The organism is Flexivirga sp. B27, assembly GCF_052905685.1.
On the sequence record NZ_JBPYUM010000001.1, the window covers coordinates 1,820,966 to 1,838,992 of the forward strand.

Sequence of the window (18,027 nt, forward strand, 5' to 3'; positions counted from 1 at the left end):
GCTTACAGATCACCTCGTGGTTCGGCCACTTCCTTGCGGGTCATGTTGCCGGCCTCTCCCTCTATCTCTTGGGCCGCTGCGACGTAGCCGTCGGCCGCACCGACCTGGCCACGCGCCTTGAGCACGCGTTGCACCGACTCCTCGGCCGGCGAGCCGTCCGGCAGCAGCGCCGGGACGTCGGCCGCGTTGTGCCGGGCGTAGACACCCGGCACCGGCAGACCGGCGACGAACTCGTTGCGGCGCACCCGGCCACGCGACCAGTCGGCCTGCGATGCCTTCGGCAGCAGCCGCTCCCGGTGCGCCAACAGCATCGCGCCGATGGCGGCGGTGATCAGCAGCGCCGAGGTGACCTCGAAGGCCCACACGTAGGGGCCGAAGATCAGGTTGGCCAGGCCGCTGACGTTGCCGGTGCTCTCGTTGACCTTGTCCAGCCCCTTGGCGCCGCCGAAGCTGATCTTGGCGACGCTGACCAGCATGCTGGTCATCACCGCAAGAGCCAGGAGTATGCCGGCCACACGCTGGCCCTTGATCGTCTCGACCAGCGAGTCGGAGGAGTCGACACCGACCAGCATGACCACGAAGAGGAAGAGCATCATCACGGCGCCGGAGTAGACGAAGACCTGGATGATCCCGAGGAACTCGGCCTGCTCGGCGATGTAGAAGACACCGAGCATGACCATCGTCAGCGCCATACCCATGGCGGCGTGGACCGCCTTGCGAGCGAAGAGCAGCGCCAGCGCACCGATGACCGCGAGCGGAGCGCCGAAGAAGAACAGCGTCGCCTCCGCACCACCGAGCCTCATGCGTCGGCTCCTTCCTGATCGCCGTCGTGCTCGCGAACCCAGTCCTCCTGGGCGCTCGTGGCGCCGGTCACCCGGCCCTTGTAGTAGTCCTTCTCGTCCATGCCCTCGACCATCGGGTGCGGGGCGGGCGCCATACCGGACTGCAACGGTGCCAGCAGCTGATCCTTGGTGAAGATCAGGTCCGCGCGGTTGTTGTCGGCGAGTTCGTACTCGTTGGTCATCGTCAGCGCACGTGTCGGGCACGCCTCGATGCACAGCCCGCAGAAGATGCACCGCAGGTAGTTGATCTGGTAGACGCGGCCGTAACGCTCACCGGGCGAGAACCGCTGCCCGGTGGCGTCGTCGTTGTCCGCGCCCTCGACGAGTATGGCGTCCGCCGGGCACGCCCACGCGCACAGCTCGCAACCGACGCACTTCTCCAGCCCGTCCGGGTGCCGGTTGAGCTGGTGGCGCCCGTGGTAGCGCAGCTGCGTCGGACGCTTCTCCTCGGGGTACTCCGCGGTGGCGACCTTGCGGAACATCGTCGCGAAGGTGACGCCGAAGCCTGCCACCGGTGCGAACAACTCGGACAGGAATCCGGGCTGGTCCTCGGATGCAGCGTGTGATCCGGCCGGCTTGTTGGACGGCTTGTTCTTGTCAGCCACGAGTCTCTTCCTCCTCGGAATCGGTCTCGTTCTGGGAACTCTCGGGTTGGTATGCCGCCGACGGGGTCAGCGCGGGCGCGGGCTCACGCAGCGTCTGGCCGGGCAGCGGCGGGACCGGGTAGCCGCCCGCGAAGGGGTCGACCTCGGTCGGTGTCGGCGGGATGGCCTTCTCCTTGGCGGCGGCCTTGTAGTCGTAGATCCAGGCCACGGCCAGCACCAGCAGCACGATCACGACGATGGTGATCAGCGTCGACCGGTGCAGTCGGCCGCCCAGGACCATCGAGTCACCCAGGAAGCCCTCGTTGGAGGCGCGCAGGAACGCCACCGCCACCACCCACACCAGGGTGGTCGGGATCAGGACCTTCCAGCCCAGCTTCATGAACTGGTCGTAGCGCACCCGCGGCAACGAACCACGCAGCCAGACGAAGAAGAACATGAACAGCCACAGCTTGATGACGAACCACAACAGGCCCCACCAGCCACCGTTGAACATGCCATCACCGATGGCGGCGATGCCCGGAGGTGCCTGCCAGCCGCCCAGGAACAACGTGGTCGCCAGGCCGGAGACGGTGAACATGTTGACGTACTCGCCCAGGAAGAACATCGCGAACTTCAGCGAGGAGTACTCGGTGTGAAAACCACCGGTCAGCTCGCCCTCACCCTCGGCCAGGTCGAACGGCAACCGGTTGGTCTCCCCGACCATGGTGATGATGTAAACGCCGAAGGAGAAGAACGCCGGGATGATGAACCACAGGTCCTTCTGCGCCAGCACGATCTGACTGGTCGACATCGACCCCGCATACAGGAAGACCGCGACCAGGGCCAGACCCATCGCGATCTCATACGAGATCACCTGGGCGCTGGACCGCAACCCACCCAACAGCGGGTAGGTCGAACCCGACGACCAGCCGGCCAGCACGATGCCGTAGACACCGACACCCGCGACCGCGAGCACCAGCAGCACCGCGACCGGCACGTCCGTCAACTGCAGCGGCGTGTAGTGACCGAACATCCACACGTTGCCCGACAACGGGATGATCGCGAACGACACGAACGCCATCGCACCGGCGATGATCGGCGCCAGGATGAACATCAACTTGTCCGCCTTGCGCGGGGTGATGTCCTCCTTCAGCGCCAGCTTCACGCCGTCAGCCAGGGTCTGCAACAAACCGAACGGGCCCGCCCGGTTGGGGCCGGGACGCTGCTGCATCCGGCCGATCACCCGGCGCTCGAACCAGATCACCAGCAGCGTGTTGAGCAGCAGGAAGACGAACAGGAACAACGCCTTCAGCAGGGACAACCACCACGGGGTGTCGCTGAAATCGGCGGCCGGATTGTCGGTGCTGGCAGCTGCCAGGGCCACCATGTTCACTGCGCACTCTCCTCGGAGTCGGACTGCTCGACGGTCGCCGGCGCCTTGGCCAGCGTGACGATCGCGCCACCGTCGGCACCGAGCGTGGCACGCACCGCGCTGTCGGTCGAATTGGTCGGCAGCCACACGACGTAGTCGGGCATCTCGGTGATGACGACCGGCAGGGTGATCGCACCCTCCTTGGTCGAGACCGTCAGGCGGTCACCGTCACCGGCACCGACACTCGCCGCAGTCGCCGACGACACCCGGGCGACGGACGCCACGGCCGTGCCGGCGAGGTAGGGCTCGCCGTCCTGCAGCACACCCTTGTCGAGCAGGTGTGTCCAGGTCGCGAGGACCGCTTCGCCGATCAGCGGGCGGGGCACACCGCGCGACCGCACCCGCGGCCGGGACGGACGCTCGCCGGTGAACGCACCCAGCTCCTGCATCTCGGCGCGCACCTGCGCCACCGAGCGGGTGCCGAGGAACTCACCGAGCTCCGCAGCCAGCAGATCCAGGGCACGGAAGTCGGGGATGTCGGTGCTCTCCAGGGCCTTCTCGAAGGGCCGCACGCGACCCTCCCAGTTGACGAACGAGCCGGCCTTCTCCTGCTGTGCTGCCACCGGCAACACCACGTCGGCGTATGGCGCAACAGGACTCTCGCGGACCTCCAGCGAGACCACGAACGCCTTGTCCAACGCGTCCTGCACGACCTGCTGGGCCGTCAGGTCGCGGGGGTCGACGCCACCGACGACCAGTCCGGCGAGCTCGCCAGACGCGGCAGCCTGCAGGATCTGATCGGTGTCCCGACCGGTCTGCTCGGGCAGCTCGGTCGCGCCCCAGACGGTGCCGACCTCACTGCGCGCTGCGGCGTCCTCGACCGGACGACCGCCGGGCAGCAGGTTGCCGATCGCACCGGCCTCCAGCGCACCGCGCTCGCCGGCCCGGCGCGGGACCCACCCGACGCGGGCACCCTTGGCCTCGGCCAGGGCGAGAACGGACGACAGTGCGCCGGGCACGGTCGCCATCCGCTCACCGACCAGGATGATCGAGTCGGCGCTGAGCGCCTGGAAGGTCTCCGCCAGGTCACCGCTGGCCGCGGTGATCGCGTCGAGCACCTCGGCCTCGGTGCCGGGAGCGGCCGCGATCAGCGAGCCGCCCATCTTGGTCAGGCCGCGCGTCACGAACGGCGCGACGGACATGACTTTGACGCCGTTCTTGCGGTTGCCCTTGCGCAACCGCAGGAAGATGATCGGCGACTCCTCCTCGGGCTCGAACCCGACCAGCAGCACCGACGGCGCGGTCTCCAGGTCGGTGAACGTGACAGCCTTCGCGTCGCCCACACCGTCCGGGCCGGTCGTCACGACCGAGCTCGCGAGGAAGTCGGACTCCTCCGCGGACAGCGGCCGCGCGCGGAAGTCGATGTCGTTGGTGTCGAGCGCCATACGGGCGAATTTGCTGTAGGCGTAGGCGTCCTCGACGCTCACGCGGCCGCCGGTGAGCACACCGACACCGCCTGCCCCCTTGGCCGCAGCGAGGCCCTTGGCCGCGACGTCCAGCGCCTCGGGCCAGGACGCGACCCGCAGGTCGCCGCTCTCGTCACGGACCAGCGGGGTCTCCAGCCGCTTGGTGGTGGCGTACTTGAACGCCCAGCGGCCCTTGTCGCAGTTCCATTCCTCGTTGACCGCGTTGTCCTCCAACGCCATCCGACGCAGCACCACACCGCGGCGGTGGTCGGTGCGGATCGAGCAACCGCTCGCGCAGTGCTCACACACCGATGGGGTCGACACCAGGTCGAACGGCCGGGAGCGGAAGCGGTATGCCGCACCGGTCAGCGCACCCACCGGGCAGATCTGCACGGTGTTGCCGGAGAAGTAGGACTGGAAGGGCTTCTCCTCGTAGATGCCGACCTGCTGCAGCGCACCGCGCTCGATGAGCGCGATGAACGGGTCGCCAGCGATCTGGTCGGAGAAGCGGGTGCAGCGGGCGCACAGGATGCAGCGGTCCCGGTCGAGCAACACCTGGGAGGAGATGTTGATCGGCTTGGGGTAGGTGCGCTTGACGTCGACGAACCGGCTCTTGGGCCGGCCGTTGGACATCGCCTGGTTCTGCAGCGGGCACTCACCGCCCTTGTCACAGACCGGGCAGTCCAGCGGGTGGTTGATCAGCAGGAACTCCATCTGACCGTGCTGCGCCTTGTCGGCCACGGCGGAGGTCTGCTGCGTCTCGACCTTCATGCCCTCGGCGACCGCGAGCGTGCAGGAGGTCTGCGGCTTCGGCATACCCCGGCCGTTGCCGGCGTCGGGCACCTCGACCAGACACTGGCGGCAGGCGCCGACCGGGTCCAGCAGCGGGTGATCGCAGAAACGCGGGATCTGGATGCCGACCTGCTCGGCCGCACGGATCACCAAGGTGCCCTTGGGCACCGTGACCGGCACACCATCGATCTCCAGGCTGACCTGGTCGACCGGCGGTGCGTCCGGCGTCTTGTCATCGGCGACGGTCGTCATACGGACGCGGCCTCCTTCTGCGGAACCGGGAAGAGTGCGGAGTTCTCCGGCGGGAACGCCTCCCACCACGGCGTGTGGGTGCCGAGCTCGAACTCCTCACGGAAGTGCTGGATGCCGGAGGTGACCGGCGAGGTGGATGCGTCGCCGAGCGCACAGAACGACCGGCCGAAGATGTTGTCGCAGACGTCGAGCAGGGTCTCGATGTCCTCGTCCGTGCCCTTGCCGTGCTCCAGCCGGGTCATGATCTGCTTCATCCAGTAGGTGCCTTCACGGCACGGCGTGCACTTGCCGCAGGACTCGTGCGCGTAGAAGTCGGTCCAGCGGGCGACGGCGTGCACCACCGAGACCGTCTCGTCGAAGATCTGCAGCGCGCGGGTGCCCAGCATCGAGCCGGCCGCGGCGACCGAGTCGAAGTCGAGCGGCACGTCGAGGTGCTCGGCGGTGAAGATCGGTGTCGACGAGCCGCCGGGCGTCCAGAACTTCAGCTCGTGGCCCTCGCGGACGCCACCGGCCATGTCCAGCAGCTCCCGCAGCGTGATGCCGAGCGGTGCTTCGTACTGGCCGGGCCGGGTCACGTGACCGGACAGGCTGAAGATGCCGAAGCCCTTGGACTTCTCGGTGCCCATGCTGCCGAACCAGTCGGCGCCGTTGGCCACGATGCTGGGAACCGACGCGATCGACTCGACGTTGTTGACCACAGTGGGTCGGGCGTAGAGGCCCTCCACCGCGGGGAACGGCGGCTTCAGTCGGGGCTGGCCGCGCCGTCCCTCGAGCGAGTCCAGCAGCGCGGTCTCCTCACCACACTCGTAGGCGCCCGCGCCTGCGTGCACCGTGACGTCTAGGTCGAAGCCGGTGCCATTGATGTCCTTGCCGAGCAGGCCGGCGTCATACGCCTCCTGCACGGCGTTCATCAGCCTGCGGTAGACGTGCACGACCTCACCGCGCAGGTAGATGAACGCGTGGTGGCAGCCGATGGCGTATGACGTGATCGCCACGCCCTCCAGGAGGGTGTGCGGCGTCGCCATCATGAGCGGGATGTCCTTGCAGGTGCCCGGCTCGGACTCGTCGGCGTTGACCACCAGGTAGCGCGGACCGCCGTCCGGCTTGGGCAGGAACGACCACTTCAGGCCGCTGGGGAAGCCGGCGCCACCTCGACCACGGAGGCCGGAGTTCTTGACCTCATCGATCAGTGCCGCGGGGTCCATCGTCAGCGCCTTGTCGAGCGCGCGGTAGCCGCCTTCGCGGCGGTAGGTCTCCAGCGTCCAACTGCGCGGGTCGTCCCAGTGCTTGGTGAGCACCGGGGTGAGGGTGGTAGCCATCAGTCCTCCTGCCCTTCGGCAGAACTCTGCGGGTGACCCGGCAGTGGGCCGCCGGTCTCCGTGGTGGTCGCGGTGTTCTGGTGTGCTTCCTCCGAGAGCGGACCGCCCTCGTCACCGGGTGCACGCCAGTCGTTCTGGTGTGCCAGCCGCAGGCCCTCCAGTGACTGCTCGCCGGCGCCGACACCTTCATTGGCGTGCTCGTCGGGGAAACCGGCCAGCACACGCTCGATGTGCTTGAACTTGCAGACCTTGGCGGCGCCGCGCGTCGGCGCGACGTCCTTGCCCGCCCGCAGGTCGTCGGCCATCTGCACCGCGGACTCGGGGGTCTGCTTGTCGAAGAACTCCCAGTTGGCCATCACGACGGGGGCGTAGTCGCAGGCGGCGTTGCACTCGACCCGCTCCAGCGTGATCGAGCCGTCCTCGGTGGTCTCGTCGTGGCCGATGCCCAAGTGCTCGGACAGCGTGTCGAAGATCAGGTCACCGCCCATGACCGCGCACAACGTGTTGGTGCAGACACCGATGGTGTAGTCACCGTTGGGGTGGCGCTTGTACTGGGTGTAGAAGGTCGCGACACCGCTGACCTCGGCGTCGGACAGCTCCAGCTTCTCCGCGCACAACCGCACACCGCGACCGGTCACGAAACCGTCGACGCTCTGCACCAGGTGCAGCATCGGCAACAACGCCGAGCGCTTCACCGGGTAGCGCGCGATGACCTCGTCCATGTCCGCGCTCAGCTGCGCGAGCTGCTCGTCGGTGTAGGGCTCCTCGGTCGCGTGCAGCGGCGTCTGCGGGTGCAGGATCGCGTTGGACGCGTGCGCCCGGTCCTCGGGGTGCACCTGGTTCATCTCTGTCATCGGTCAACGCCTCCCATGACTGGATCAATGCTCGCCACGGCCACGATGACGTCGGCGACCGAGCCGCCCTCGGCCATCGCGGCGACGGCCTGCAGGTTGTTGAAGGACGGGTCGCGGAAGTGCGCCCGGTAGGGCCGCGTGCCACCGTCGGAGACGGCGTGGCAGCCGAGCTCACCCTTGGGGCTCTCGACCGCGGAATATGCCTGGCCCGGCGGGACTCGGAAGCCCTCGGTCACCAGCTTGAAGTGGTGGATGAGGGACTCCATCGACTCGCCCATGATCTCCCGGATGTGGTCCAGGCTGTTGCCCTGGCCGTCCGAGCCGACCGACAGCTGCGCCGGCCAGGCGATCTTCTTGTCCGCGACCATGACCGGTCCGGGGTTGTCGTCCAGACGCTGGATCGCCTGCTCGACGATGCGCAGCGACTCGTACATCTCGTCGACACGCAGCCGGTAACGGGCGTAGGCGTCGGAGGTGTCCCGGACCGGGACATCGAAGTCGTAGGTCTCGTAGCCGCAGTAAGGGTCAGACTTGCGCAGGTCGTGCGGCAGGCCGGTCGACCGCAGGACCGGCCCGGTGACGCCCAGCGCCATACAACCGGTGAGGTCGAGGTAGCCGACGTCGACCATGCGCGCCTTGAGGATCGGGTTCTCGTTGAAGAGCGCCTCGATCTCGCCGATCCCCTTGCGCAGCAACGGGAGGTTCTCCCGGACCTGGTCGATGGTGCCCGCGGGCAGGTCACCGGCGACACCGCCGGGACGGATGTAGGCGTGGTTCATCCGCAGGCCGCTGATCGCCTCGAAGATCCGCAGGATGCGCTCGCGCTCACGGAAACCGACGGTCATGACGGTGGTCGCGCCCAGCTCCATACCGCCCGTGGCCAGCGCCACCAGGTGCGAGGCCACGCGCTGCAGCTCCATCATCAGCACGCGGATCACCTGTGCGCGCTCGGGGATCTGATCGGTGATGCCGAGCAGCTTCTCCGTGGCCAGGCAGTAGACCGCCTCGTTGAAGATCGGCATGACGTAGTCCATGCGCGTGCAGAAGGTCACGCCCTGCGTCCAGGTGCGGAACTCCATGTTCTTCTCGATGCCGGTGTGCAGGTAGCCGATGCCCGCGCGGGCCTCGGTCACCGTCTCGCCGTCCAGCTCGAGGACCAGGCGCAGCACGCCGTGCGTCGACGGGTGCTGCGGACCCATGTTGACGACGATCCGCTCCTCGTGGAGCGCGGCGGCCTCGTCGACCAAGTCGTCCCAGTCACCGCCGACCGCGTTGAGGACCGGGGTGTCGTCGTCGACGTCGTGGGTGGTGGCGCCGAAGGGATCAGTCTGAGCGGTCACTTGTAGGACCTCCTGTCGTCCGCCGGGGGCACCGTCGCTCCCTTGTACTCGACGGGTATGCCGCCGAGCGGGTAGTCCTTGCGTTGCGGGTGACCCGGCCAGTCGTCCGGCATCAGGATCCGGGTCAGTGCCGGGTGACCGTCGAAGATCAGGCCGAACATGTCCCAGGTCTCCCGCTCGTGCCAGTCGGCACCGGGGTAGGTCTCGACGATCGACGGCAGGTGCGGGTCGGCGTCGGGCACGGCGACCTCGAGGCGAACACGCCTGCTGCCGTTGGTGATCGAGGTGAAGTGATAGCAGGCGTGCAACTCGCGACCGGTGTCCTCCGGGTAGTGCACACCGCTGACGCCCATGCACTGCTCGAAGCGTAGGTCCGGCTCGTCACGCAGCGCGCGTGCGACCAGCGGTAGGTGCTCACGGGCGATGAAGAGGGTCAGCTCGCCGCGGTCCACGACGACCCGCTCGACGGCGGCGTCGTAGTCGCCGCCGTGCCGGGTCAGTGCCGCCTCGAGTGCCTCGGTCACGTCGTCGAAGTAGCTGCCGTAGGGCTTGCCGGCCGTGCCCGGGAAGAGCACGGGGCGGTTCAGCCCGCCATACCCGCTGGTGTCGTTGCCGAGGGACGACCCGAACATGCCACGGCGCTCGGCGATCTTGATCGGCTCGCCGACGGTGGACCGCTCGACGATCTCGCCCGGCGTCACCGCGTCGGTCGTCGTCTCCTCGCTGCTGCGCTCCGTCTCGTCACTCACGCCAGCAGGCCTTTCATCTGGTGCGTCGGGGTTGCGGCCATCGCAGCCTGCTCGGCAGCGCGCGCGGCCTCGACCCGGTTGACGCCGAGCTTGGTGTTCTGGATCTGCTTGTGCAGCTCGATGATGGCGTTCATCAGCATCTCCGGCCGCGGCGGACAACCCGGCAGATAGATGTCGACCGGGATGACGTGGTCGACACCCTGCACGATCGCGTAGTTGTTGAACATGCCGCCGGAACTGGCGCACACGCCCATCGAGATGACCCACTTGGGCTCGGGCATCTGGTCGTAGACCTGGCGCACGACCGGAGCCATCTTCTGGCTCACCCGGCCGGCGACGATCATCAGGTCCGCCTGGCGCGGCGTCGCACTGAAGCGCTCCATGCCGAAGCGGGCGATGTCGTAGTCGGGTGTGCCGACGGCCATCATCTCGATCGCGCAGCACGCCAGGCCGAACGTCGCCGGCCAGACCGAGCTCTTGCGCATGTAGCCGGCAACCTGCTCGACCGTGGTCAGCAGGAAGCCCGCGGGCAGTTTCTCTTCGATTCCCATGTCTGACAGACCTCAATCCCACTCAAGTCCGCCGCGGCGCCATACGAAGGCGTAGGCGACGAAGACGGTCACGACGAAGAGCACCATCTCGATGAGGGCGAACAAGCCCAGCCGGTCGAACGACACCGCGAACGGGTAGAGGAACACCGACTCGATGTCGAAGATGATGAACAGCATCGCCGTCAGGTAGTACTTGATCGGCACGCGGCCGCCGCCCTCGGCGTGCGGGCTGGGCTGGATGCCGCACTCGTAGGCGTCGGCCTTGGCGCGGTTGTAGCGCTTCGGGCCGGCCAGCGTGCTGGCGCCGAGCACCGAGAAGATCGCGAACGCGGCGCCGATGCCGGCGAAGAACAACAACGGTGCGTAGGAGTAGTTCATTGCTTACGAGTCCTTCCGAACGTCATTGTTCGAGCCGGTGACCTGAGACGTCGTCATGCCGCCGGCACCATGCGGGCCAACACCGACATCACTCGGTCATCGAGTTTGCCACCGTGCTCGTCGCCGAGGTTGGCCATCACCTTCAACAAGAATCGCATCATCGTCTTGCGCGGCAAGCCGTAACGGACAGCAAAACGCATGATTTCCGGGTGGCCGATCAACTGTGCGAAGTAGCGGCCCACCGTGAAGTAGCCGCCCAGGGCGTCCTTCATGACCATCGGGTAGGACTGCAGCACCCGCTCGCGGCCGGCGTCGTCGGCCCGGCCGAAGGCCTGCGCGATCACTTCGGCGGCCAGCCGGCCGGACTCCATCGCGTAGGCGATGCCCTCACCGTTGAACGGGTTGACCATGCCGCCGGCGTCGCCGACCAGCATCAGTCCGTCGGCGTAGTGCGGCTGCCGGTTGAAGCCCATCGGCAGCGCCGCGCCGCGGATCGGCCCGACCATCGTCTCTTCGTTGTAGGTCCACTCCTCCGGCATGGTGGCGACCCACTGACGCATGACGTCCTTGTAGTCGGTCTTGCCGAAAGCACTGGAGGTGTTGAGGATCCCGAGGCCGACGTTGCTGGTGCCGTCGCCCACGCCGAAGATCCAGCCGTAGCCGGGCAGCAGGACCCGCTTGCCGTTCTTGTCCTTGCTCCACAGCTCCAGCCACGACTCGAGGTAGTCGTCGTCGTGCCGCGGGCTGGTGTAGTAGGTGCGCACTGCGACACCCATCGGGCGGTCGTCACGCTTGTCGCGGCCCATCGCCAGCGACAGCCGTGAGGAGTTGCCGTCGGCGGCGATCACCAGCGGGGCGCGGTAGGTCAACGCGCGGCCGGTCGGGCGACCGTTCTCGCCCATCTCCTTGGCCTGGACCCCGACGATCGCGCCGGTGCGGTCGTCGCGGATCGCGTCGCCGACGTTGACGCCTTGGCGCAGCCGCGCACCGTGCTTGACGGCGTGCTTGGCCAGGATGTCGTCGAAGTCCTGCCGGGTGCGCACCAGGCCGTATGGCGGGAAGCTCGAGACGTCGGGCCAGTCCAGCTGCAGGCGCATGCCGCCGCCGATGATCCGCAGGCCCTTGTTCTTGATCCAGCCGTCTTCTTCGGGGGTGGGGACACCGAGCGTGATCAGCTCACGCACGGCTCGCGGGGTCAGTCCGTCGCCGCAGACCTTCTCCCGGGGGAAGTGGGTCTTCTCCAGCAACAGCACGTCGAGACCGGCCATTGCAAGGTAAGCAGCTGTGGCTGAACCCCCGGGGCCGGCACCGACGACGATGACGTCGGCGCTCTCGTCCAGGGCAGGGCTAACGCCGGGGAGGCTCACTCGGAAAACTTTCTAGCTTGTGAACGTCTTCACTAACCCCTGCACTGTATTCCCAGCACGGTCAGTGAACCTACTAAGGCACTCCTAACCCCGACCGTCAGTCGGCGAGGAGGTTCTGCGGTTTGGTGGCGCGGTGCAGGGCCACGATGCCACCGGTCAGGTTGCGCCATTCGACCTTGCTCCAGCCGGCGTCCTGCATCTGCGCGGCGATGCCCGCCTGGTCCGGCCAGGCCTGGATCGACTCGGCCAGATAGACGTAGGACTCGGCGTTGGAGCCGACCTTGCGGGCGACACGCGGCAACGCGGTCATGAGGTATTCGCTGTAGACCTTGCGGAAGGCTGCGTTGGTCGGTGTCGAGAACTCGCAGATCAGCACCTTGCCGCCCGGCTTGGTCACCCGCCGGAACTCCCGCAGCGTCTCCTCGGTCGACTGCACGTTGCGGAAGCCGAACGACATGGTCACCGCGTCGAAGACACCGTCGGCGAAGGGCAACTGCATCGCGTCCGCGGCGGTGAACGCCATGTCGGGCCGCATCTGCTTGCCCTTGCGCAACATGCCGAGGGAGAAATCCGCCGGCACGACGCGAGCGCCGAGTCGCTCGAACGGCTCACTGCTGGTGCCCGTCCCGGCCGCGATGTCGAGGATCAGATCGCCCGGACGGGGCGCCACCGAGTCGACGACCACCTTGCGCCAGCGACGGTCCTGCCCCATCGACATGACGTCGTTGGTCAGGTCGTAGCGGGCCGCCACCTGGTCGAACATCTTGGCGACGTCACGTGGCTGCTTGTCGAGGCTCGCACGATTCATAACCGTCATTGTCACGTATGGCGAAAGCGGGTCCACAGTCACGTGCGGCGTAAGGTGTCCGGTCGTGACCATGCCGTTGCCGCAAACCCACCCGGCTCTGGTGGTGCGCTCGATGCGCATTCCGGACCCGGGTGATCTCGTCTCCTTGATACCTGCCGACGCCGACTCCCCCGTGAGTTGGTTGCGCGAAGGCGATGGCTTCGTCGGCTGGGGCACCGCGAGCGCCATACAGACGCACGGGACGTCCCGCTTCGAGGACGCCGAGCAGTGGTGGCGCGGCATCGTCCGCGACGCGGTGGTGCGCGCAGAGGTCGACCTGCCCGGCGCCGGCCTGATCGCCGTCGGCTCCTTCGCCTTCGCGGCGACCTCGGAGTCGGGCGGCGTGTTGCACGTCCCCTCGGTCGTGGTCGGCCGACGCAACGGCGTCGCGTGGATCACGACGGTCAGCACGGCGGCGGAGCTGCCCGCGACACCTGATCTCCCGAGGGGCGAGAAGCCCGCGACACCAACGATTTCCGACGTCCACGACGGGGCTCTCAGCGGTGCCGAGTGGACCTCGGCCGTGGGCACGGCGGTGCAGCGGATCCAGTCCGGCGCGCTCGACAAGGTGGTGATGGCGCGCGACGTCGTGGTCCGCACCGAGGACGCGATCGACCCGCGCTACCTGCTGCGCAACCTCTCGGAGTCCTACCCCAACACCTGGACCTACAGCGTCGACGGACTGATCGGTGCGACCCCGGAGATGCTGCTGCGCCGGCAGAAGGGCCTGGTCACCTCGCGCGTGCTGGCCGGCACCATCCGCCGCACCGGCGACGACGAGCACGACCTCGCGCTCGCCGCCTCGCTCGCCCGGTCGAGCAAGGACCTGGAGGAGCACGAATACGCGGTGCGTTCGGTCGCCGACGCCCTGTCGCCGCACTGCTCGTCGATGAACGTGCCCGAGTCGCCCTTCGTGCTGCACCTGCCCAACGTCATGCACCTGGCAACGGACGTGGCAGGTGTGCTGCACGAGGACGTCTCGTCGCTGACGCTGGCCGCATCGCTGCACCCGTCCGCCGCGGTGTGCGGCACCCCGACGCTCGCCGCACGGGACCTGATCGCCGACCTCGAGTGCATGGACCGCGGTCGGTATGCCGGCCCGGTCGGCTGGCTCGATGCCGACGGCGACGGCGAATGGGGCATCGCGCTGCGCTGCGGCGAGCTCGAAAACCCGTCACAGATCAGGATATTCGCCGGCTGCGGCATCGTGGCCGGCTCGCAGCCGGACTCCGAGCTGCGCGAGTCCGACGCCAAGCTCGTGCCGATGCGTCAGGCGCTCGGCTGCGTGTCATAGCCCTCGACCACGACGATCTCGCCGTCGGCGGCCTGCTGTCGTATGGCGCGCGCCTCGGCATACTCCGGCGAGTTGTAGCAGTCCAAAGCCGCTTGGTACGAAGGGAATTCGATCACCACATTGCGCGGCCGGGCTTCGCCCTCGACACCTTCGTACTGCCCGCCGCGGATGATCGGGACACCGCCGTGGGCGCTGTAGACCGGGTTGGCCTTCGCGACGTATGCCGCATAGCCCTCGTTGTCGTGCACGGAGACGCGAGCGATCCAATATCCCTTGGCAGCCATGGGGATTCCTTCGTCGTAGCGGGAGTGTGTCTCAGTTATTCAACCGCAGACGGAGCGCACCACTGAGCGCGCGTGCGGTGACCGGCGCGGGAGCGAGGGGCTCACCGTCGGCATACGCCTCCACGCCCTCGGCCTCGATACGGACCTCCACCCCGCGCGCCACCGTCACCTCGGGGTTGCGCACGTGGGTGCCGCGGTAGAGCTGCGGCAGCGAGCGCACGAACTTCAGCCGGTTGCCGGCAGCGATCATCACCACGTCGAGCAGCCCGTCGTGCACGTCGGCCTCCGGCGCGACGTGCATGCCTTTGCCGTAGTAGCCGGAATTCGCGGCAATGGCGGTGACGCCGCGGTATTCGAAGACCTCGCCATCGACCTGCACGCGGTAGTTGCGCGGGCTGAACTCCAACAGGCCGCGCACCGAGGCAAGTTGATACTGCGCCGCCGACGGCAGTCGACCGGAGCTGGAGTTGACCAGCTCGGACACGCGCGAGTCGACCCCGGCATACACACTGCCGACGACCACCCGGTCGGCGACCTCGATCGCATCGACCTTCCGCTCGACCCCGCCGACGGCCAAACGCGTTGCGTCATGGACGTTCTCGGGTATGCCGAGCTGCCTGGCGAAGTCGTTGCCGCGGCCGCTCGGGATGATCGCCGCGGAGACGTCGTACTGGTGCAGCGGACCCGCCATGGTGCTGACCATGCCGTCGCCGCCGACGACGACCGCCAGCTCACCGGCCGCCGCGGTGTCCCGCACCAGTGAGTCGGCCGCCTCGATGCCCGGCGAGAAGGTGATGCGGACGGTGCCGCCGGCATCGCCGATGTCGGCGGCGACCTCACGGGCGGCGTGGACGGCTCGGCCGCCCCCGGACAGCGGATTGGCTATGACGTGGAAGGACCGCACAGCGTCATCCTTACATCGTGCCGCCTCATGCGGCCAGGAACTGCTCCCAGCCACCGACCGGCTTGCTGCCGTAGGGCACGGTCCGCAGCTTGGCGAGCACCGTCGGGTCCTGCGCCTCGATCCAGTCGATGAGCTGCCGGAAGGACACGATCCGAGCGTCGGGATAGGTGACGATCTTGCGCATCACCTTCTCGACCGCCGTCATGTAGATGCCGCCGTTCCAGCCCTCGAAGTGGTTGCCGATGATCAGCGGCGCCCGGTTGGAGTCGTAGACACGCTTGAACCCGGCGAGGTAGGTGTCGACCGCTTCCTGCTCCCAGCCCGGCCGCTTGGAGCGTGCGCCGCGCGTGGTGCCGCCGGTCTGGTTGAACATGATGTTGTAGTCCATCGAGATGACCTGGCCGGTGTGCCTCGCGAACGGGATGGACTGCATCGACAGGTCCCACAGGTTGCGATCCTTGGACGGCCACATCTGGATGCCGGTCTTGCTGCTGTCATATCGCCAGCCGAGCTTCGAGGCGGCGATCCGCAGGTCGTCGGCTCCCTCCAGGCATGGTGTGCGGCCGCCGACGAGCTCCTTGTCGTAGTCGAAGGGCAACGGCGGCAGGTCGGTGAAACCGGTGTTGGTGCGCCAGTGCTCGACGAACGACTTGGCCTGCTCGATCTCGCTGCGCCAGTCAGCCGACGACCACTTCTTCACGCCCTTCGGGCCGCAGAAGTGGCCGTTGAAGTGCGTGCCGATCTCGTGGCCCTCCTTCCACGCCTCACCGATGTTCTCGATCGTGGCGTGTATGTCGCCGTCGTCCAGATAGCCGATGTCGGAGGCACCGACGTCGTGCTGCGGCGGGTGGTAGAGGTGCTTCTTGTCCCGCGGCAACAGGAACAGCCCGGACAGGAAGAGCGTCATCGACGCACCGACCTCGCGCGCCACCCCTCGGAAGTGCGACAGCAGGTTGAGCCCGTCGATCTCACCCGCACCGTCCCAGGAGATGACCACGAACTGCGGCGGCGCCTGACCGGGTTTCAGCTTGCGCGGAGTCGGCTGGTGCGGTTGCGGACCCGTGTCGGAGGTCGACCCGTCACCGATCAGGCGGGCTGCCGGAGTCGATGCCGCGGATCGTGAATCCCGTGCGCCCGCAGAGCTTTTCGCACCCGATGGAGTGTTGTCCTCTCCCCCGGCGCCCGGGGCGATGCCGCACCCGGTCAGGGCGGCCGCTGCCCCTGCTGCCACTCCTCCGACCAGCGCATCCCGTCTGCTCAGTGCTGCCATGGGTCCCCGTCCCTCGAGCTGCCGGGCACCGTGCTCTCCCCGCCCGGCGTCCAGCCCCAGCGTGACAAACCCGCCCGGCATTCCCAAGCCCCCGCGCCGTACGAGATGACACCCGTGACCTCGACAAGCTCGGCCACCTCATGAGGTCGTTGAGCCCCCAACTCCGGTCATCGAGCTACTAGATCAGGTCATTGAGCCCGTCGAAATGGCGGTAAACTGGGATGCGCACAGGGTCCGGGCGCGACTTGGAGGCGGGAAGTCGCGCAGCAGCATCCGTCGACCCTTTCGAAAGGCAGCCCCTCCCGTGTCACCTGTTTCGTCATACCGACATCTCTTCGGCCTGACCGGACGCACCTACATCGTCGTGGCGTTCCTCGCCCGCCTGCCACTCGCGATGAGCCAGATGGGCGTCCTGCTCCTGGTCGCCCACACCAGCGACAGCTACGGCGCCGGCGGCGCAACCGCGGGTGCGCTCGCGGTCGCCAACGCGATCGGGTCGCCGCTGCTCGGTGCCGCCTCCGACCGCCTCGGCCAACGCACGGTCGTGCTCACCCAGTCGCTCATCGCCGCACTCGGCCTCGTGGCCGTCGTGGTCGCTGCGGAGAGCGGCATCCACTGGATCTGGGCCGCGGCAGCGGCAGCCGTCGGCGGCTTCTTCATCCCGCAGACCGGTCCCCTGGCGCGAGTGCGTTGGCGACCGATCATCAGCTCCAGCGGCCGTTCGGACTCGTCGTTGCGGCTGATCGACACGGCGTTCTCCTACGAGGGGTCGGCCGACGAGGCGTCGTTCGTGCTCGGCCCGGCACTGGTCGGGTCCATCGCCGCCGTCGTCGATCCGGGCGTCGGCATCTGCACGGCCGCGGCACTGTTGGCGGTCTTCGGCACGTGGTTCGGCATACATCCGACGGCGCGGCTGCGCTCCTCGCGCACCGGTGTCACCGCGACCGCTCGCGTGCTGACGCCCGCGCTGATCACCTTGATGGCGGCGCAGTTGATCATCGGGATGATCTTCGGATCGGTGCAGACCGGCGCGACCGTCATCGCGACGGCAGCCGGTCATCCCGGCGTCGCCGGGCTGATCCAGGCGCTGCTGGGCATCGGCAGCGTCGTCGCCGGGCTGAGTATGGCGGCGCTGCCCGCGCGGATCGGTTACGTCACCCGGTGGCGCGCGACCGCGGCCGGGCTCTTCGTGCTGTCCACGCCGCTGCTGCTCATCGACGCTCTCAGCCTGCTGTGCCCGGTGCTGATCGTGCTCGGCTGCTGCGTCGCGCCATACATGATCACGACGTTCACGCTCGGCGAGCAGCTGACGCCGCCGTCGCGGACCGGTGTCGCGATGACCCTGCTGGCTGCCGCCACCGGTCTCGGGTATGCCGTGGGTGCGGCCGTCGCAGGCCGGCTCGGCGACATCTCCGGCGCGACCGCATCCTTCGCCGTCACGGTCACCGCCGGCGGTCTGGCGTGCGTGCTCGCGCTGCTCGCCGGTCCGATGCTGCGCCGGGCACATGCGGCGGCGCAGACGGTGGTGCCGACCGGCGACGCACTGAGCACGCTCTAAGGTT

Annotated in this window: 17 protein-coding genes; 2 read left to right on the forward strand and 15 right to left on the reverse strand. The window is 68.0% G+C overall.

What is annotated here, in order from left to right; all coding sequences use genetic code 11:
• Positions 1 to 2 precede the first annotated feature (2 nt).
• The 12 genes from ACSZL9_RS08530 to ACSZL9_RS08585 form a co-directional block, all read right to left on the reverse strand.
• Positions 3 to 803, reverse strand: a complete 801-nt coding sequence (locus tag ACSZL9_RS08530; protein WP_446665025.1) for an NADH-quinone oxidoreductase subunit J — start codon at positions 801 to 803, stop codon at positions 3 to 5.
• Positions 800 to 1,447 (reverse strand): NADH-quinone oxidoreductase subunit NuoI, encoded by a 648-nt coding sequence (gene nuoI, locus ACSZL9_RS08535; protein ID WP_446665026.1) that lies wholly within the window; start codon positions 1,445 to 1,447, stop codon positions 800 to 802. Before nuoI ends, ACSZL9_RS08530 begins: the two co-directional genes overlap by 4 nt.
• Positions 1,440 to 2,813 (reverse strand): NADH-quinone oxidoreductase subunit NuoH, encoded by a 1,374-nt coding sequence (gene nuoH / locus ACSZL9_RS08540; RefSeq protein WP_446665127.1) that lies wholly within the window; start codon positions 2,811 to 2,813, stop codon positions 1,440 to 1,442. The genes nuoI and nuoH overlap by 8 nt, the downstream gene beginning before the upstream one ends.
• A 2-nt stretch (positions 2,814 to 2,815) precedes the next feature.
• A complete protein-coding gene (locus ACSZL9_RS08545) occupies positions 2,816 to 5,308 on the reverse strand; it encodes an NADH-quinone oxidoreductase subunit G (protein ID WP_446665027.1) in 2,493 nt (830 codons plus the stop codon).
• On the reverse strand, positions 5,305 to 6,627 hold the full coding sequence (gene nuoF / locus ACSZL9_RS08550) for an NADH-quinone oxidoreductase subunit NuoF (RefSeq protein WP_446665028.1): 1,323 nt from the start codon (positions 6,625 to 6,627) through the stop codon (positions 5,305 to 5,307). Before nuoF ends, ACSZL9_RS08545 begins: the two co-directional genes overlap by 4 nt.
• Positions 6,627 to 7,481 carry an NADH-quinone oxidoreductase subunit NuoE gene (gene nuoE / locus ACSZL9_RS08555; RefSeq protein ID WP_446665029.1) on the reverse strand — a complete coding sequence of 285 codons (855 nt, stop codon included), beginning with the start codon at positions 7,479 to 7,481 and terminating at the stop codon, positions 6,627 to 6,629. The genes nuoF and nuoE overlap by 1 nt, the downstream gene beginning before the upstream one ends.
• Positions 7,478 to 8,821, reverse strand: a complete 1,344-nt coding sequence (locus ACSZL9_RS08560; protein ID WP_446665030.1) for an NADH-quinone oxidoreductase subunit D — start codon at positions 8,819 to 8,821, stop codon at positions 7,478 to 7,480. The genes nuoE and ACSZL9_RS08560 overlap by 4 nt, the downstream gene beginning before the upstream one ends.
• Positions 8,818 to 9,570: an NADH-quinone oxidoreductase subunit C gene (locus tag ACSZL9_RS08565; RefSeq protein WP_446665031.1), complete on the reverse strand. Its 753-nt coding sequence runs from the start codon at positions 9,568 to 9,570 to the stop codon at positions 8,818 to 8,820. The genes ACSZL9_RS08560 and ACSZL9_RS08565 overlap by 4 nt, the downstream gene beginning before the upstream one ends.
• Complete coding sequence (locus tag ACSZL9_RS08570; protein WP_446665032.1) at positions 9,567 to 10,121, reverse strand: NuoB/complex I 20 kDa subunit family protein; 555 nt, start codon at positions 10,119 to 10,121, stop codon at positions 9,567 to 9,569. The genes ACSZL9_RS08565 and ACSZL9_RS08570 overlap by 4 nt, the downstream gene beginning before the upstream one ends.
• A 12-nt stretch (positions 10,122 to 10,133) precedes the next feature.
• Positions 10,134 to 10,499: an NADH-quinone oxidoreductase subunit A gene (locus tag ACSZL9_RS08575; RefSeq protein WP_188836748.1), complete on the reverse strand. Its 366-nt coding sequence runs from the start codon at positions 10,497 to 10,499 to the stop codon at positions 10,134 to 10,136.
• 53 nt (positions 10,500 to 10,552) lie between these two features.
• The gene (locus ACSZL9_RS08580; protein ID WP_446665033.1) at positions 10,553 to 11,866 is read right to left on the reverse strand and encodes a geranylgeranyl reductase family protein; all 1,314 of its coding nucleotides are present in this window, start codon (positions 11,864 to 11,866) and stop codon (positions 10,553 to 10,555) included.
• A gap of 97 nt (positions 11,867 to 11,963) precedes the next feature.
• The gene (locus ACSZL9_RS08585; RefSeq protein ID WP_446665034.1) at positions 11,964 to 12,674 is read right to left on the reverse strand and encodes a demethylmenaquinone methyltransferase; all 711 of its coding nucleotides are present in this window, start codon (positions 12,672 to 12,674) and stop codon (positions 11,964 to 11,966) included.
• A gap of 70 nt (positions 12,675 to 12,744) precedes the next feature.
• Here ACSZL9_RS08585 and ACSZL9_RS08590 point away from each other — a divergent pair, with 70 nt between their 5' ends.
• Entirely contained in the window at positions 12,745 to 14,007 is a 1,263-nt protein-coding gene (locus tag ACSZL9_RS08590; protein WP_446665035.1) for an isochorismate synthase, read from the forward strand.
• Here ACSZL9_RS08590 and ACSZL9_RS08595 read toward each other — a convergent pair.
• From ACSZL9_RS08595 to ACSZL9_RS08605, 3 genes are read right to left on the reverse strand one after another with little or no spacing between them, the layout of a single operon-like run.
• Positions 13,983 to 14,291, reverse strand: a complete 309-nt coding sequence (locus tag ACSZL9_RS08595) for a DUF1330 domain-containing protein (protein ID WP_446665036.1) — start codon at positions 14,289 to 14,291, stop codon at positions 13,983 to 13,985. The genes ACSZL9_RS08590 and ACSZL9_RS08595 overlap by 25 nt on opposite strands.
• A gap of 31 nt (positions 14,292 to 14,322) precedes the next feature.
• The gene (locus ACSZL9_RS08600) at positions 14,323 to 15,195 is read right to left on the reverse strand and encodes a diacylglycerol/lipid kinase family protein (RefSeq protein ID WP_446665037.1); all 873 of its coding nucleotides are present in this window, start codon (positions 15,193 to 15,195) and stop codon (positions 14,323 to 14,325) included.
• A 25-nt stretch (positions 15,196 to 15,220) separates the two neighbouring features.
• Positions 15,221 to 16,465, reverse strand: a complete 1,245-nt coding sequence (locus ACSZL9_RS08605; protein WP_446665038.1) for a hypothetical protein — start codon at positions 16,463 to 16,465, stop codon at positions 15,221 to 15,223.
• Positions 16,466 to 16,769: 304 nt separating this feature from the next.
• Between ACSZL9_RS08605 and ACSZL9_RS08610 the strand changes: the two genes are divergently transcribed.
• The gene (locus ACSZL9_RS08610; protein WP_446665039.1) at positions 16,770 to 18,023 is read left to right on the forward strand and encodes an MFS transporter; all 1,254 of its coding nucleotides are present in this window, start codon (positions 16,770 to 16,772) and stop codon (positions 18,021 to 18,023) included.
• Positions 18,024 to 18,027 lie beyond the last annotated feature (4 nt).

Excerpts from the sequence above, each read along its gene's own strand:
- ACSZL9_RS08590 (WP_446665035.1), top strand. The coding sequence starts at position 12,745 with ATGCCGTTGCCGCAAACCCACCCGGCTCTGGTGGTGCGCTCGATGCGC.
- ACSZL9_RS08530 (WP_446665025.1), bottom strand. The coding sequence starts at position 803 with ATGAGGCTCGGTGGTGCGGAGGCGACGCTGTTCTTCTTCGGCGCTCCG.
- ACSZL9_RS08545 (WP_446665027.1), bottom strand. The coding sequence starts at position 5,308 with ATGACGACCGTCGCCGATGACAAGACGCCGGACGCACCGCCGGTCGAC.
- nuoH (WP_446665127.1), bottom strand. The coding sequence starts at position 2,813 with ATGGTGGCCCTGGCAGCTGCCAGCACCGACAATCCGGCCGCCGATTTC.
- ACSZL9_RS08595 (WP_446665036.1), bottom strand. The coding sequence starts at position 14,291 with ATGGCTGCCAAGGGATATTGGATCGCTCGCGTCTCCGTGCACGACAAC.
- ACSZL9_RS08605 (WP_446665038.1), bottom strand. The coding sequence starts at position 16,465 with ATGGCAGCACTGAGCAGACGGGATGCGCTGGTCGGAGGAGTGGCAGCA.
- nuoE (WP_446665029.1), bottom strand. The coding sequence starts at position 7,481 with ATGACAGAGATGAACCAGGTGCACCCCGAGGACCGGGCGCACGCGTCC.
- ACSZL9_RS08570 (WP_446665032.1), bottom strand. The coding sequence starts at position 10,121 with ATGGGAATCGAAGAGAAACTGCCCGCGGGCTTCCTGCTGACCACGGTC.
- ACSZL9_RS08585 (WP_446665034.1), bottom strand. The coding sequence starts at position 12,674 with ATGAATCGTGCGAGCCTCGACAAGCAGCCACGTGACGTCGCCAAGATG.
- ACSZL9_RS08575 (WP_188836748.1), bottom strand. The coding sequence starts at position 10,499 with ATGAACTACTCCTACGCACCGTTGTTGTTCTTCGCCGGCATCGGCGCC.
- nuoF (WP_446665028.1), bottom strand. The coding sequence starts at position 6,627 with ATGGCTACCACCCTCACCCCGGTGCTCACCAAGCACTGGGACGACCCG.